This window comes from Streptococcus mitis (assembly GCF_047462815.1).
GTDB lineage: Bacteria > Bacillota > Bacilli > Lactobacillales > Streptococcaceae > Streptococcus > Streptococcus mitis_DO.
Genome location: NZ_JASHFB010000005.1, coordinates 46,015 through 59,298 on the forward strand (window position 1 = coordinate 46,015; position 13,284 = coordinate 59,298).

At 40.5% G+C, this 13,284-nt stretch carries 12 protein-coding genes; all 12 read left to right on the top strand.

What is annotated here, in order from left to right:
- Positions 1-53 precede the first annotated feature (53 nt).
- The 12 genes from topA to QM865_RS03815 all read left to right on the top strand — a co-directional run bounded on the left by topA (position 54) and on the right by QM865_RS03815 (position 13,278).
- Entirely contained in the window at positions 54-2,141 is a 2,088-nt protein-coding gene (topA, locus tag QM865_RS03760; protein ID WP_000179656.1) for a type I DNA topoisomerase, read from the top strand.
- 257 nt (positions 2,142-2,398) lie between these two features.
- Positions 2,399-2,758, top strand: a complete 360-nt coding sequence (locus QM865_RS03765) for a YbaN family protein (protein WP_001220352.1) — start codon at positions 2,399-2,401, stop codon at positions 2,756-2,758.
- A gap of 93 nt (positions 2,759-2,851) precedes the next feature.
- Complete coding sequence (locus QM865_RS03770) at positions 2,852-3,484, top strand: copper homeostasis protein CutC (RefSeq protein ID WP_414306039.1); 633 nt, start codon at positions 2,852-2,854, stop codon at positions 3,482-3,484.
- A gap of 43 nt (positions 3,485-3,527) precedes the next feature.
- Positions 3,528-4,184, top strand: coding sequence for an MmcQ/YjbR family DNA-binding protein (locus tag QM865_RS03775; protein ID WP_414306040.1), 657 nt, complete (start codon positions 3,528-3,530; stop codon positions 4,182-4,184).
- A gap of 313 nt (positions 4,185-4,497) precedes the next feature.
- Positions 4,498-6,060 carry a 2-isopropylmalate synthase gene (locus QM865_RS03780; RefSeq protein WP_153192413.1) on the top strand — a complete coding sequence of 521 codons (1,563 nt, stop codon included), beginning with the start codon at positions 4,498-4,500 and terminating at the stop codon, positions 6,058-6,060.
- A gap of 11 nt (positions 6,061-6,071) precedes the next feature.
- Positions 6,072-7,109 (top strand): 3-isopropylmalate dehydrogenase, encoded by a 1,038-nt coding sequence (leuB, locus tag QM865_RS03785; RefSeq protein ID WP_101781801.1) that lies wholly within the window; start codon positions 6,072-6,074, stop codon positions 7,107-7,109.
- The gene (locus QM865_RS03790) at positions 7,106-7,375 is read left to right on the top strand and encodes a DUF1294 domain-containing protein (protein WP_101781803.1); all 270 of its coding nucleotides are present in this window, start codon (positions 7,106-7,108) and stop codon (positions 7,373-7,375) included. Before leuB ends, QM865_RS03790 begins: the two co-directional genes overlap by 4 nt.
- A 3-nt stretch (positions 7,376-7,378) precedes the next feature.
- Entirely contained in the window at positions 7,379-8,761 is a 1,383-nt protein-coding gene (leuC, locus tag QM865_RS03795) for a 3-isopropylmalate dehydratase large subunit (RefSeq protein WP_414306041.1), read from the top strand.
- Positions 8,762-8,770: 9 nt separating this feature from the next.
- Positions 8,771-9,364 (top strand): 3-isopropylmalate dehydratase small subunit, encoded by a 594-nt coding sequence (leuD, locus tag QM865_RS03800; protein WP_414306042.1) that lies wholly within the window; start codon positions 8,771-8,773, stop codon positions 9,362-9,364.
- Between the two features lie 29 nt (positions 9,365-9,393).
- Complete coding sequence (locus tag QM865_RS03805) at positions 9,394-10,173, top strand: L-threonylcarbamoyladenylate synthase (protein ID WP_075231608.1); 780 nt, start codon at positions 9,394-9,396, stop codon at positions 10,171-10,173.
- 164 nt (positions 10,174-10,337) lie between these two features.
- Positions 10,338-11,975: an McrB family protein gene (locus QM865_RS03810; protein WP_414306043.1), complete on the top strand. Its 1,638-nt coding sequence runs from the start codon at positions 10,338-10,340 to the stop codon at positions 11,973-11,975.
- Complete coding sequence (locus QM865_RS03815; protein ID WP_414306072.1) at positions 11,959-13,278, top strand: McrC family protein; 1,320 nt, start codon at positions 11,959-11,961, stop codon at positions 13,276-13,278. The genes QM865_RS03810 and QM865_RS03815 overlap by 17 nt, the downstream gene beginning before the upstream one ends.
- Positions 13,279-13,284: the final 6 nt, after the last annotated feature.

Consider the following 13,284-nt stretch of genomic DNA (forward strand, 5'->3'; position numbering starts at 1 on the left):
GGCAAAATGGTTTACACTTTATAAAGTTTATTACTTTGAAAAGGTGTGATACTGTGGCTACGGCAACAAAAAAGAAAAAATCAACAGTTAAAAAAAATCTAGTAATCGTGGAGTCGCCTGCTAAGGCTAAGACGATTGAAAAATACCTAGGCAGAAACTACAAGGTTTTAGCCAGTGTCGGGCATATTCGGGATTTGAAGAAATCCAGTATGTCCGTCGATATTGAAAATAATTATGAACCGCAATATATCAATATTCGAGGAAAAGGTCCTCTCATTAATGACTTGAAAAAAGAAGCCAAAAAAGCTAATAAAGTCTTTCTGGCGAGTGACCCGGACCGTGAAGGAGAAGCGATTTCTTGGCATTTGGCTCACATTCTCAACTTAGATGAAAATGATGCTAACCGTGTGGTCTTCAATGAAATCACCAAGGATGCGGTCAAAAATGCTTTTAAAGAACCTCGTAAGATTGATATGGACTTGGTCGATGCCCAACAGGCTCGTCGTGTCCTAGACCGCTTGGTAGGCTATTCGATTTCGCCTATTTTGTGGAAGAAGGTCAAGAAGGGCTTGTCAGCAGGGCGCGTCCAGTCCATTGCCCTTAAACTCATCATTGACCGTGAGAATGAAATTAATGCCTTCCAACCAGAAGAATATTGGACAATTGATGCTGTCTTTAAAAAGGGAACCAAGCAATTCCAGGCTTCCTTCTATGGAGTAGATGGCAAAAAGCTGAAACTGACTAGCAATGATGAGGTTAAGGAAGTCTTGTCTCGTCTGACCAGTAAAGATTTTTCAGTAGATCAGGTGGATAAGAAAGAGCGCAAACGCAATGCTCCATTACCCTATACCACCTCATCTATGCAGATGGATGCTGCTAATAAAATCAATTTCCGTACTCGAAAGACCATGATGGTTGCCCAACAGCTTTATGAAGGGATTAATATTGGTTCTGGTGTGCAAGGTTTGATTACCTATATGCGTACCGATTCGACCCGCATCAGTCCTGTAGCGCAAAATGAAGCAGCAAGTTTCATTACGGATCGTTTTGGTAGCAAGTATTCTAAGCATGGTAGCAAGGTCAAAAACGCATCAGGTGCTCAGGATGCCCACGAGGCTATACGTCCGTCAAGCGTCTTTAATACACCTGAAAGTATTGCTAAGTATCTGGACAAGGATCAGCTTAAGCTTTATACTCTTATCTGGAATCGTTTTGTGGCTAGCCAGATGACAGCTGCTGTCTTTGATACTATGGCTGTTAAATTGTCTCAAAATGGGGTTCAATTTGCTGCCAATGGTAGTCAGGTTAAGTTTGATGGTTATCTTGCCATTTATAACGATTCTGACAAGAATAAGATGTTACCAGATATGGCTGTTGGAGATGTGGTTAAGCAGGTGAATAGCAAACCAGAGCAACATTTCACTCAACCGCCTGCTCGTTATTCTGAAGCGACACTGATCAAGACCTTGGAGGAAAATGGGGTTGGTCGTCCGTCAACCTACGCACCAACCATTGAAACTATTCAGAAACGTTATTATGTTCGCCTTGCAGCCAAACGTTTTGAACCAACAGAGTTGGGAGAAATTGTTAACAAGCTCATCGTTGAATATTTCCCAGATATCGTAAACGTGACCTTCACAGCTGAAATGGAAGGCAAGCTGGATGATGTCGAAGTCGGAAAAGAGCAGTGGCAACGTGTCATTGATGCCTTTTACAAACCTTTCTCTAAAGAGGTTGCCAAGGCTGAAGAAGAAATGGAGAAAATCCAGATCAAGGATGAACCAGCTGGATTTGACTGTGAAGTGTGTGGCAGTCCAATGGTCATTAAACTTGGTCGTTTTGGTAAGTTCTATGCTTGTAGCAATTTCCCAGATTGTCGCCATACCCAAGCAATCGTGAAAGAAATCGGTGTTGAGTGTCCAAGTTGTCATCAGGGACAAATCATTGAGCGTAAAACAAAACGTAATCGCCTTTTCTATGGTTGCAATCGCTATCCAGAATGTGAATTTACTTCTTGGGACAAGCCTGTTGGTCGTGACTGTCCAAAATGTGGCAACTTCCTCATGGAGAAAAAAGTCCGTGGTGGTGGCAAGCAGGTTGTTTGTAGCAAGGGTGACTACGAAGAAGAAAAGATTAAATAAGAGGAGAGTCCTGAAAGTTAATTTCAGGCTCTTTTTGGTTAGAGCTTGACAAAATTCATCATTTTATGCGAAACTAGAAGAAGATTATTTTATACTCAATGAAAATCAAAGAGCAAACTAGGAAACTAACCGCAGGTTGCTCAAAGCACTGCTTTGAGGTTGCAGATAAGACTGACGAAGTCAGGAACCATACCTACGTCAAGGCGACGTTGACGCGGTTTGAAGAGATTTTCTAAGAGTATTAACTAGGAGAAGTTATGCGTATTATCTATCTAATTATTGGTTTTTTATCACTGGCCTTGGCTATTGTTGGGGTTGTTTTACCCTTGTTGCCGACAACGCCTTTCCTTTTGTTGTCTATTGCTTGTTTCTCCAGAAGTTCCAAGCGCTTCGAAGATTGGTTGTATCATACCAAGCTCTATCAAGCATATGTAGCTGATTTTCGCGAGACTAAGTCTATTGCCCGTGAACGAAAGAAAAAAATCATCGTATCTATCTACATCTTGATGGGGATTTCTATTTATTTTGCTCCTCTTTTACCGGTCAAAATCGGTCTAGGAGCCTTGACCATCTTTATCACCTATTATCTCTTCAAGGTCATTCCAGACAAAGAATAAGTAAAATTTGTAACTATTTCCCTTGATAAAAATGAAAGCATATTCACAACAATATGATATAATAAATTCAAAGTAATACTCAAGGAGAATCAAATGATTTACGAATTTTGTGCTGAAAATGTGACCTTGCTTGAAAAAGCGATGGAAGCTGGAGCTCGACGGATCGAACTTTGTGATAATCTAGCAGTTGGTGGGACAACTCCTGGCTATGGAGTGACCAAGGCGGCGGTTGAATTGGCAGCTAACTACAATACGACTATCATGACCATGATTCGGCCACGTGGTGGTGACTTTGTCTATAATGATATGGAAATTGCAATCATGCTAGAAGACATTCGATTGACTGCGCAGGCTGGAAGTCAAGGAGTTGTATTTGGGGCTTTAACTGGTGAGAAGAAGTTGGATAAGCCTAATCTTGAAAAGTTAATTGCGGTATCAAAAGGGATGGAAATTGTCTTTCACATGGCCTTTGATGAATTGAGTGATGATGATCAACTGGAAGCTATTGACTGGCTTAGTCAAGCTGGAGTTACTCGTATCCTAACTCGTGCTGGTGTGTCTGGAGATTTACTAGAGAAACGTTTTGCTCACTATCACAGAATTTTGGAACATGCTAAAGGTAAAATTGAAATTCTACCAGGTGGAGGGATTGACTTGGACAACCGTCAAATCTTTATCGATCAGCTAGGTGTGACACAATTGCATGGAACCAAGGTTGTCTTTTAAAAAATAGAAAGGAACTGCTAGCTTTGGGTAGCAGTTTTAACTTATGTTTGAAATTTTTAAATCCTATCAGTTTAATCAAGAAAAGGCTCGTGCCTATGGTTTTGTAGAAAGTAGTGGAGTTTGGACTTATAGCTGCATGATTTTGCAGGGTGATTTTGTCATGACTGTGTCCATCACTGCTGATAATGTGAATTTTCAGGTCTTTGATCAGGAAATGGGTGACCTCTATCCTCAAGTTCATATGGAAAGTATGAGGGGAAGTTTTGTAGGAAGTGTCCGTGAGGCTTGTTTGGAGATTCTTTACCATATTCGGAAGGTTTGCTTTGATGTGCAGGATTTTATCTGTCCTCAGACTAAGCGTATCATGGTTCAGGTTCAGGAAAAGTATGGAAATCAGTTGGAGTATCTGTGGGAGAAATCTCCTGATACAGCAGTATTACGTCATGAAGGGAATCAAAAGTGGTATGCCGTCTTGATGAAAATTTCTTGGGATAAGCTGGAAAAGGGCAGAGAAGGACAGGTGGAAGCAGTCAACCTCAAGCATGACCAAGTAGCTGACTTACTTTCAAAAAAGGGAATTTATCCAGCCTTTCATATGAATAAACGCTACTGGATTAGTGTGGCGCTTGATGATACTTTATCAGATGAAGAAGTACTGGAATTGATAGAAAAAAGTTGGAATTTAACTTCTAAAAAATGAAACATTTCAAGGATTTTCAATAATTTTCAATTAGCTAAATATTCTATACTGAAGAAATTTTCAGAAAATATTTGATTTTTTCTTGACAAGTGCTTTTTCCTGTGCTAAAATACTAAACAAGATATCAAACGAAGGAGAAAGTCAAACATGAGAACAGCTAAGTTTAATCAATTTGCTTTGTTGTTGAGGTACTCGGGCTAGTGCAAAAAGCATTAGTCCTGTTTGGCTTACCAAGCGGGAGTGAATCAACATCTCGCTTGGACTTCTGAGCGAGATGTTTTTTTAAAACCACATTTGGAAAAGGGGAAATCTTATGAGAACAGTTGAATTTCTAGATACCAGCCTTCGGGATGGAGAGCAGACACCGGGCGTTAATTTTTCAATCAAGGAAAAAATTGCCATTGCAAGGCAGCTGGAGAAATGGGGTATTTCAGCCATTGAAGCTGGTTTTCCGGCGGCGAGTCCTGATTCATTCACAGCAGTGCAGGAGATTGCTAAGGTCTTGAAGAAAACAGCGGTGACTGGTTTGGCACGCTCTGTCAAGTCTGATATCGATGCTTGTTATGAGGCCCTCAAGGACGCCAAGTATCCACAGGTTCACGTCTTTATTGCTACCAGTCCGATTCACCGAAAGTATAAGCTCAATAAGAGCAAGGAAGAGATTTTGGAAGCTATTAAGGAGCATGTTTCTTATGCCCGTTCTAAGTTTGAAGTGGTCGAATTCTCTCCTGAAGATGCGACCAGAACAGAGTTGGATTTCCTCTTGCAAGTTGTTCAAACAGCGGTTGATGCAGGGGCGTCTTATATCAATATTCCTGATACGGTAGGATTTACCATACCAGAGGAATATGGAGCCATCTTCAAATACCTGATTGAGAATGTCAAGACGGATCGCCAGATCATCTATTCGCCTCACTGTCATGATGATCTTGGAATGGCAGTGGCTAATAGCCTTGCTGCCGTCAAGAATGGGGCAGGACGTGTTGAAGGAACTATCAACGGTATTGGGGAGCGAGCTGGAAATGCTGCTTTGGAAGAAATAGCAGTGGCTCTCAATATTCGCCAAGATTACTATCAAGCAGAAACTAGTATTGTTTTAAATGAAACCATCAATACGTCAGAAATGGTTTCTCGCTTCTCAGGAATTCCAGTTCCTAAAAACAAGGCTGTGGTCGGTGGCAATGCCTTTTCTCACGAATCTGGTATTCACCAAGACGGAGTTCTTAAAAATCCTCTTACCTATGAAATCATCACTCCTGAATTGGTCGGTGTCAAGAGTAATAGCCTCCCACTTGGAAAATTGTCTGGTCGCCATGCCTTTGTCGAGAAACTAAGAGAATTGGCCCTAGACTTTACAGAAGAGGACATCAAACCACTCTTCTCTAAGTTCAAGGCACTGGCCGACAAGAAACAAGAAATCACAGATGCAGATATTCGTGCTCTGGTAGCTGGAACCATGGTTGAAAACCCAGAAGGATTCCACTTTGATGATTTACAACTTCAAACTCATGCAGATAATGACATTGAAGCGCTCGTTAGCCTGGCTAATATGGATGGTGAGAAAGTCGAATTTAATGCGACAGGGCAAGGTTCTGTTGAGGCTATCTTCAACGCTATTGACAAATTCTTCAATCAATCCGTTCGCTTGGTGTCTTACACTATCGATGCGGTGACGGATGGAATCGATGCCCAAGCTCGGGTCTTGGTCACTGTTGAAAATAGAGATACAGAAACCATCTTTAATGCAGCAGGCCTTGATTTCGATGTGTTGAAGGCTTCGGCTATTGCCTATATAAACGCTAATACCTTTGTTCAAAAAGAAAATGCTGGTGAGATGGGACGCAGTGTTTCCTATCGAGATATGCCTAGTGTGTAAAGGAGAAGGCTATGACAAAGAAAATAGTAGCTCTAGCAGGGGATGGAATCGGCCCAGAAATCATGGAGGCCGGTTTAGAAGTTCTGGAGGCTCTAGCTGAAAAAACAGGCTTTGACTATGAAATAGACAAACGACCTTTTGGAGGTGCAGGTATCGATGCAGCAGGGCATCCCTTACCTGATGAAACCCTCAAGGTATGTCGTGAAGCAGATGCTATTCTTTTAGCGGCTATCGGTAGTCCCCAGTATGATAGTGCAACGGTTCGGCCTGAACAAGGCTTGCTAGCTCTCCGTAAGGAACTCAATCTCTATGCTAATATTCGCCCTGTAAAAATCTTTGACAGTCTCAAGCATTTGTCACCACTAAAATCAGAACGAATTGCTGGTGTAGACTTTGTCGTGGTGCGTGAGTTGACAGGCGGGATTTACTTTGGAGATCATATCCTTGAAGAGCGCAAAGCGCGTGATATCAACGACTATAGCTATGAGGAAGTAGAGCGGATTATTCGCAAGGCCTTTGAAATTGCAAGAAATCGCAGAAAAATCGTTACTAGTATCGATAAGCAAAATGTTCTAGCGACATCAAAACTCTGGCGGAAAGTAGCTGAGAAGGTATCACAGGATTTTCCAGATGTAACCTTGGAGCACCAGTTGGTGGACTCAGCTGCCATGCTCATGATTACCAATCCTGCTAAGTTTGATGTCATCGTGACAGAAAATCTTTTCGGAGATATTCTCTCGGATGAATCAAGCGTTCTATCTGGCACACTTGGAGTTATGCCATCAGCCAGTCATTCTGAAAATGGACCAAGTCTCTATGAACCTATTCACGGTTCAGCACCTGATATTGCTGGTCAAGGCATTGCAAATCCTATCTCCATGATTTTATCAGTGGCCATGATGTTGAGAGATAGTTTTGGTCGTTATGAGGATGCAGAGCGTATTGAGCGTGCTGTTGAAGCTAGTTTAGCGGCTGGCATTTTAACAAGAGATATAGGTGGACAGGCTTCGACTAAGGAAATGACAGAAGCTATTATTGCAAGGTTATGAAGTTAGACGAAAGAATTACTCTAGTCCTTTTGATTTGGAATGTCATGGTTTTCTTGATTTATGGCATTGACAAATCTAAGGCAAGGAGAAGAGTTTGGCGCATCCCAGAGAAAATCTTACTCATTTTAGCCTTTACTTGTGGTGGTTTTGGTGCCTGTTTGGCAGGAATCATCTTTCACCACAAGACTCGAAAATGGTATTTTAAAACAGTTTGGTTTCTCGGGATGGTGACTACACTAGTAGCCTTATATTTTATTTGGAGGTAATGGATGGCAGGAAAATCGATTTTTGATAAATTATGGGACCGTCATGTCATCACAGGAGAAGAGGGGCAGCCCCAACTCATGTATGTGGATCAGCACTATATTCATGAAGTGACCAGCCCTCAGGCTTTTCAAGGATTACGAGATGCAGGTCGTAGATTGAGACGACCAGAATTGACATTTGGAACCTTTGACCACAATGTCCCGACAGTCAATATCTACGATATTCGAGATGTGATTTCTAAGGCTCAAATTGATAAGCTGGCTGAAAATGTTGAGGAGTTTGGGATTGAACATGCGGCCCACGGTTCTGAAAAACAGGGGATCGTTCATATGGTTGGTCCAGAGACAGGACGGACCCAACCAGGAAAATTCATCGTATGTGGAGACAGTCATACGGCTACTCACGGAGCTTTTGGAGCCATCGCCTTTGGGATTGGGACTAGTGAGGTTGAGCATGTCTTCGCTACCCAGACACTCTGGCAGGTCAAACCCAAGAAAATGCTGGTAGAATTCACTGGTGTCCCTCAAAAAGGAGTTTATTCCAAGGATTACATTCTCGCCTTGATTGCCAAGTACGGCGTTGCCTGTGGTGTTGGCTATGTGGTGGAATATCGGGGACAAGCGATTGCTGCACTGAGCATGGAAGAGCGAATGACCATCTGCAATATGTCCATCGAGTTTGGTTCTAAGATGGGAATCATGAATCCGGATCAAACCACCTATGATTATCTCAAAGGTCGCGAGTGTATTCCAGAGGACTTTGAAGAGGCTGTGTCTGATTGGAAAACAATTGTCAGTGATGATGATGCTGTTTACGATAAGGTTATCCAGATGGATGTCTCAGATCTTGCTCCTATGGTGACTTGGGGAACAAACCCTGCTATGGGGGTTGACTTTGACAGTAGTTTCCCAGAAATTAAGGATATGAATGATGAACGAGCTTACAATTACATGGATTTAGAACCTGGTCAAAAGCCAGCTGATATTGAACTAGGCTATATCTTTATCGGTTCTTGTACAAATGCTCGTCTCAGCGACTTGCAACTGGCTGCGCGATTTGTCGAAGGGAAGAAAATAGCACCTAACTTAACGGCTATCGTGGTTCCGGGCTCTCGTCCTGTCAAACGAGCTGCTGAGAAGTTGGGTTTGGATAAGGTTTTCATAGATGCTGGCTTTGAGTGGAGAGACCCAGGTTGTTCTATGTGCCTAGGAATGAATCCGGACAAGGTTCCTGATGGTGTCCACTGCGCTTCGACCAGCAACCGCAACTTTGAAGACAGACAGGGCTTTGGTGCTAAGACCCACCTCTGCAGTCCAGCCATGGCAGCTGCGGCAGCTATCGCAGGGCGCTTTGTAGATGTTCGGCAAATGCCAGAAGCCCAGTAAGGAGAGGATATGGAGAAATTTACAGTTTATACAGGAACGACCGTTCCTCTCATGAATGATAACATCGATACCGATCAAATCCTACCTAAGCAGTTTCTCAAGTTAATTGATAAAAAAGGCTTTGGTAAGTACCTCATGTATGCTTGGCGTTATTTGGATGACAAGTATACTGAGGATCCAGACTTTGTCTTTAACAGACCTGAATACCGTAAAGCAACTATCCTCATCTCAGGGAATAACTTTGGGGCAGGTTCTTCGAGAGAACACGCAGCTTGGGCCTTAGCAGACTATGGTTTTAAGGTTGTGATTGCAGGGTCTTTCGGTGACATTCATTACAATAATGAACTCAATAATAGCATGTTACCTATTGTTCAGCCTAGAGAGGTTAGAGAGAAACTAGCCCAGCTAAAACCAACCGACCAGGTAACTGTGGACTTGGAACAACAAAAAATCATCTCACCAGTTGGAGAATTCTCCTTTGAAATTGATAGCGAATGGAAACACAAGCTCTTAAATGGTTTGGATGATATCGGTATTACCATGCAGTATGAAGATTTGATTGCTGCTTATGAAAAACAACGACCAGCCTACTGGCAGGATTAGAAGAAAAAAATAGAAAAGGAAATAGAACTATGACAAAACACATTCAATGGGACGGAACACTTTCACAAGAAGGCTATGACATTTTAAAAGGTGAGGGCGGATGTATCGTTTGCCCTACAAAAGTTGGTTACATCATCATGACTAGCGATAAGGCAGGCCTTGAACGCAAATTTGAAGCTAAAGAGCGTAATCGTAATAAACCCGGTGTAGTCCTCTGTGGTAGTATGGATGAGCTTCGCACTTTGGCACAACTCAACCCAGAAATTGAAGCCTTCTATCAAAAACATTGGGACGAAGATATTCTTCTTGGTTGTATCCTTCCATGGAAGCCAGAAGCCTTTGAAAAATTGAAAGCATATGGTGATGGTCGTGAAGAACTCATGACTGACGTGCGTGGAACGAGCTGTTTTGTCATCAAGTTTGGTAAAGCTGGTGAACAATTAGCTGCCAAACTCTGGGAAGAAGGAAAAATGGTCTACGCTTCATCTGCAAATCCTTCTGGAAAAGGAAATCGTGGTAAGGTTGAAGGAATCGGAGAACGTATCGAGGGAGCAGTGGACCTTGTTATCGAGGCAGACGACTACGTGGCATCAATCCAACCAGACAAAACGATTGAAACACGCTACGAGCAAGGTGTGATGGTCTCTATGGTTGATAAAGACGGCAAACTCATCCCTGAACAAGGAGGAGCACGTTCAACTTCACCAGCTCCAGTGGTTATCCGTAAAGGCCTTGACATCGATAAAATCATGATGCATCTGTCAGACACCTTTAACTCATGGGACTACCGTCAGGGTGAGTATTATTAATCTTGAAAAGAAGTCTAGTGTTAAGAGAGATTGAAGCTCCTAACTCTGGGCTTTTTCTTTAGAAATTCTTTTCTTTTTCTATAGAATATGGTATTCTATTTATAAAATATATGTTAATAAGTAATGCTAATATTTAAACATCATTAGCAAAAGGGGTTAGATTGATGAATAAAAGAAAAGTTAGTTTAGAAGATTTTTATAAATGGTATAGTCTAAATAAAGAAGAGTTATTAAATAAGGCAACTGCTGGTGAAAAGTTTAATGATAAATTAAAAGAAGAGTTTCTCCAAGAATGGCCTTTGAATAGGATTTTAACAATGTCAATCGATGAATATGTAATAGGAAAGGGACAGCAAAATAAGTCTTTATGCTACGCTCTTGAGAAGGGAAAATACAAAAATCTATTTCTTGGAATTTCTGGTGGCTCAGCTTCAAAATTCGGGATTTATTGGAATGAAAAAACAAAGAGTTATAAAGATCAAGGTAATAAAGTCATTCCGCTTTCAGAGTTGGATCAGCGATTTTCAAAATTAAAATCAGATTTGCATGAAATTATCAAAGAGGGTATTAGTTTTAACTTTGAAAATCCTATTTTTGATATGAAAAGATCAACAAATGAATTTATTGGTCGTTCTGCTATGGTGACAAAATTACTTTGTATATATTCTGAGGGAAATCCTTTCTTTGGTGTAAATATTAATAGTCAGAAAGAATTTTGGAGCCACTTTGTTTCTCAGACAAATCAAGGTGGACCTTATCTGCAAAATCATAAAATAATTGAACTGGTGTCCAAAACTTATCCTGAGTTGGAGCCATCGAAATTAGGAACTATGCTTTTTGAGTATTCTAAGCTTTTTATGGAAAATAGTACAATGGATTCATCAAACAATTTTCGTAATCAATTAACTCAATCTCTATTAAAGTCTCCAAATCTTATCCTACACGGTGCGCCAGGTACGGGAAAAACTTACCTTGCTAAAGAAATTGCTGTGGAGTTAACAAATGGTAATAAAGATCAAATCGGCTTTGTACAGTTTCACCCTTCCTATGATTATACGGATTTTGTAGAGGGGTTGAGACCGGTATCAAATGGGGATGGAGCTATTGAGTTTAAGCTCCAAGATGGCATTTTTAAGAAGTTTTGTCAGAAAGCTAGAGACGCTAAGAAAACCGGAGGTCAAGATAATTTTGTCTTCATCATCGATGAAATCAACCGTGGTGAGATTTCTAAGATTTTTGGAGAACTTTTTTTCTCAATTGATTCTGACTATCGTGGCGAAAAGGGAAGTGTTTCTACCCAATATGCTAATCTACACGAAACTGATGATAAGTTTTATATTCCTGAAAATGTCTATATCATCGGGACTATGAACGACATAGACCGTTCAGTAGATACCTTTGATTTTGCTATGCGTCGTCGTTTCCGATTTGTTGAAGTTACGGCTGAAAGTCAACTTTATATTCTAGATAAAGAACTAGGTGAGCGTGCTGAAGAAGCTAAGACTCGACTAAGAAACTTGAATGCTGCAATTGAAAATGTTCAGGAATTAAACAGTCATTATCATATCGGGCCAAGTTATTTCCTGAGGTTAAAAGAAGTAAAATTTGATTATGAATTACTCTGGTCTGATTATCTCCAACCGCTTTTGGAAGATTATGTACGTGGTTCTTATGATGAAGCTGAAACTCTAGAAACATTGAAAAAAGCATTCGATCTGACAAAGAATGAGCAAAAAGATCAGGCGGTAGCTGATAACAATGAAGGCGATGAAAACGATGAAAACGATGATGCGGATCACTGATAATCAACACAAGATTGTTAAAGAAGAATTTGTTGAAGAATATCCTAAACTAAGCAATCTTCTTTTAGATAGAACCTTGGAAAGTCTATCCCAAGATGAACGTATTTTCATTTTTCCAAATGATTTGAAGAATTCTCCTGACTTAGAGAAGGACCAAAAAATCTTTGAAACAGTTAATCAGAAAATCAAGACTGGAAATGTGATTGGTTTTCTGGGGTGTGGTCAGGAAAGATTAACGATTTCCTCTCGCTTTTCTGATGAGAGTAATGACCATTTTTTGCATTATCTCTTACACAAGGTTCTTCATATCAATCTCACTAGTTTAGATGTTGCTTTGTCTCGTGAAGAGAGGCTTTATCAACTTTTGATGTATCTCTTCCCCAAGTATCTTCAAGCTGCTATTCGAAAAGGTCTTTATAAGGAATACCAGAGATTTTCTCATAATGACAGTCATGTTAAGGGAGTGATTGATGTAAGAAATCATCTCAAGAAAAATCTTCCTTTCACGGGAAATATTGCCTACACAATGAGAGAGTTCACCTATGATAATCCCCTCATGCAGCTGGTCCGTCATACTATTGAATACATTAAGAACCAGAAAAGCATTGGGCAAGGGGTTCTTGATAATCTCTTGACTAGTCGTGAAAATGTAGCAGAAATCGTGCGTGTAACGCCCTCTTATAAACTAGCTGATCGTGCTAAGATTATTCGGGGAAATCAATCTAAACCTATACGTCATGCATACTTTCACGAGTACAGAAAGTTACAAGAACTTTGTCTGATGATCCTAAACCAAGAAAAGCACGGCTTAGGGTATCAAGATCAAAAAATTCATGGCATTCTCTTTGATGTTGCTTGGCTTTGGGAAGAATATGTTCATACCTTGTTGCCAAAAGATTTCATACATCCTAGAAATAAGGATAAGACGGACGGTATTTCAGTATTTTCTAATCGTGAAAGAAAAGTATATCCAGATTTTTATCATAAAGAGTTAAAAATCGTCTTAGATACTAAATATAAAAAACTGGAATTGACTGAAAAGGGAATCAACCGTGAGGACTTATTCCAGCTGATTTCCTATTCTTATATTTTGAAAGCTGAGAAGGCTGGTCTTGTTTTTCCGAGCAAGGACAAGGTTGTTGATAATGAGATAGGAAAGCTAGCAGGTTATGGAGCTTTGTTAAAGAAATGGTCTATCCAAATTCCTCAGAAGTCTTCATCCTATAGTGAATTTTGTGAAATGATGGAAAACTCCGAAGAAATTTTTAAAAATAATATTACTAAAGAAGTAGGGAGAAAATAATCTCTC

Excerpts from the sequence above, each read along its gene's own strand:
- leuD (WP_414306042.1), top strand. The coding sequence starts at position 8,771 with ATGGAGAAATTTACAGTTTATACAGGAACGACCGTTCCTCTCATGAAT.
- QM865_RS03770 (WP_414306039.1), top strand. The coding sequence starts at position 2,852 with ATGATTTACGAATTTTGTGCTGAAAATGTGACCTTGCTTGAAAAAGCG.
- QM865_RS03790 (WP_101781803.1), top strand. The coding sequence starts at position 7,106 with ATGAAGTTAGACGAAAGAATTACTCTAGTCCTTTTGATTTGGAATGTC.
- QM865_RS03815 (WP_414306072.1), top strand. The coding sequence starts at position 11,959 with ATGATGCGGATCACTGATAATCAACACAAGATTGTTAAAGAAGAATTT.
- QM865_RS03780 (WP_153192413.1), top strand. The coding sequence starts at position 4,498 with ATGAGAACAGTTGAATTTCTAGATACCAGCCTTCGGGATGGAGAGCAG.
- QM865_RS03810 (WP_414306043.1), top strand. The coding sequence starts at position 10,338 with ATGAATAAAAGAAAAGTTAGTTTAGAAGATTTTTATAAATGGTATAGT.
- QM865_RS03765 (WP_001220352.1), top strand. The coding sequence starts at position 2,399 with ATGCGTATTATCTATCTAATTATTGGTTTTTTATCACTGGCCTTGGCT.
- leuC (WP_414306041.1), top strand. The coding sequence starts at position 7,379 with ATGGCAGGAAAATCGATTTTTGATAAATTATGGGACCGTCATGTCATC.
- leuB (WP_101781801.1), top strand. The coding sequence starts at position 6,072 with ATGACAAAGAAAATAGTAGCTCTAGCAGGGGATGGAATCGGCCCAGAA.
- QM865_RS03805 (WP_075231608.1), top strand. The coding sequence starts at position 9,394 with ATGACAAAACACATTCAATGGGACGGAACACTTTCACAAGAAGGCTAT.
- QM865_RS03775 (WP_414306040.1), top strand. The coding sequence starts at position 3,528 with ATGTTTGAAATTTTTAAATCCTATCAGTTTAATCAAGAAAAGGCTCGT.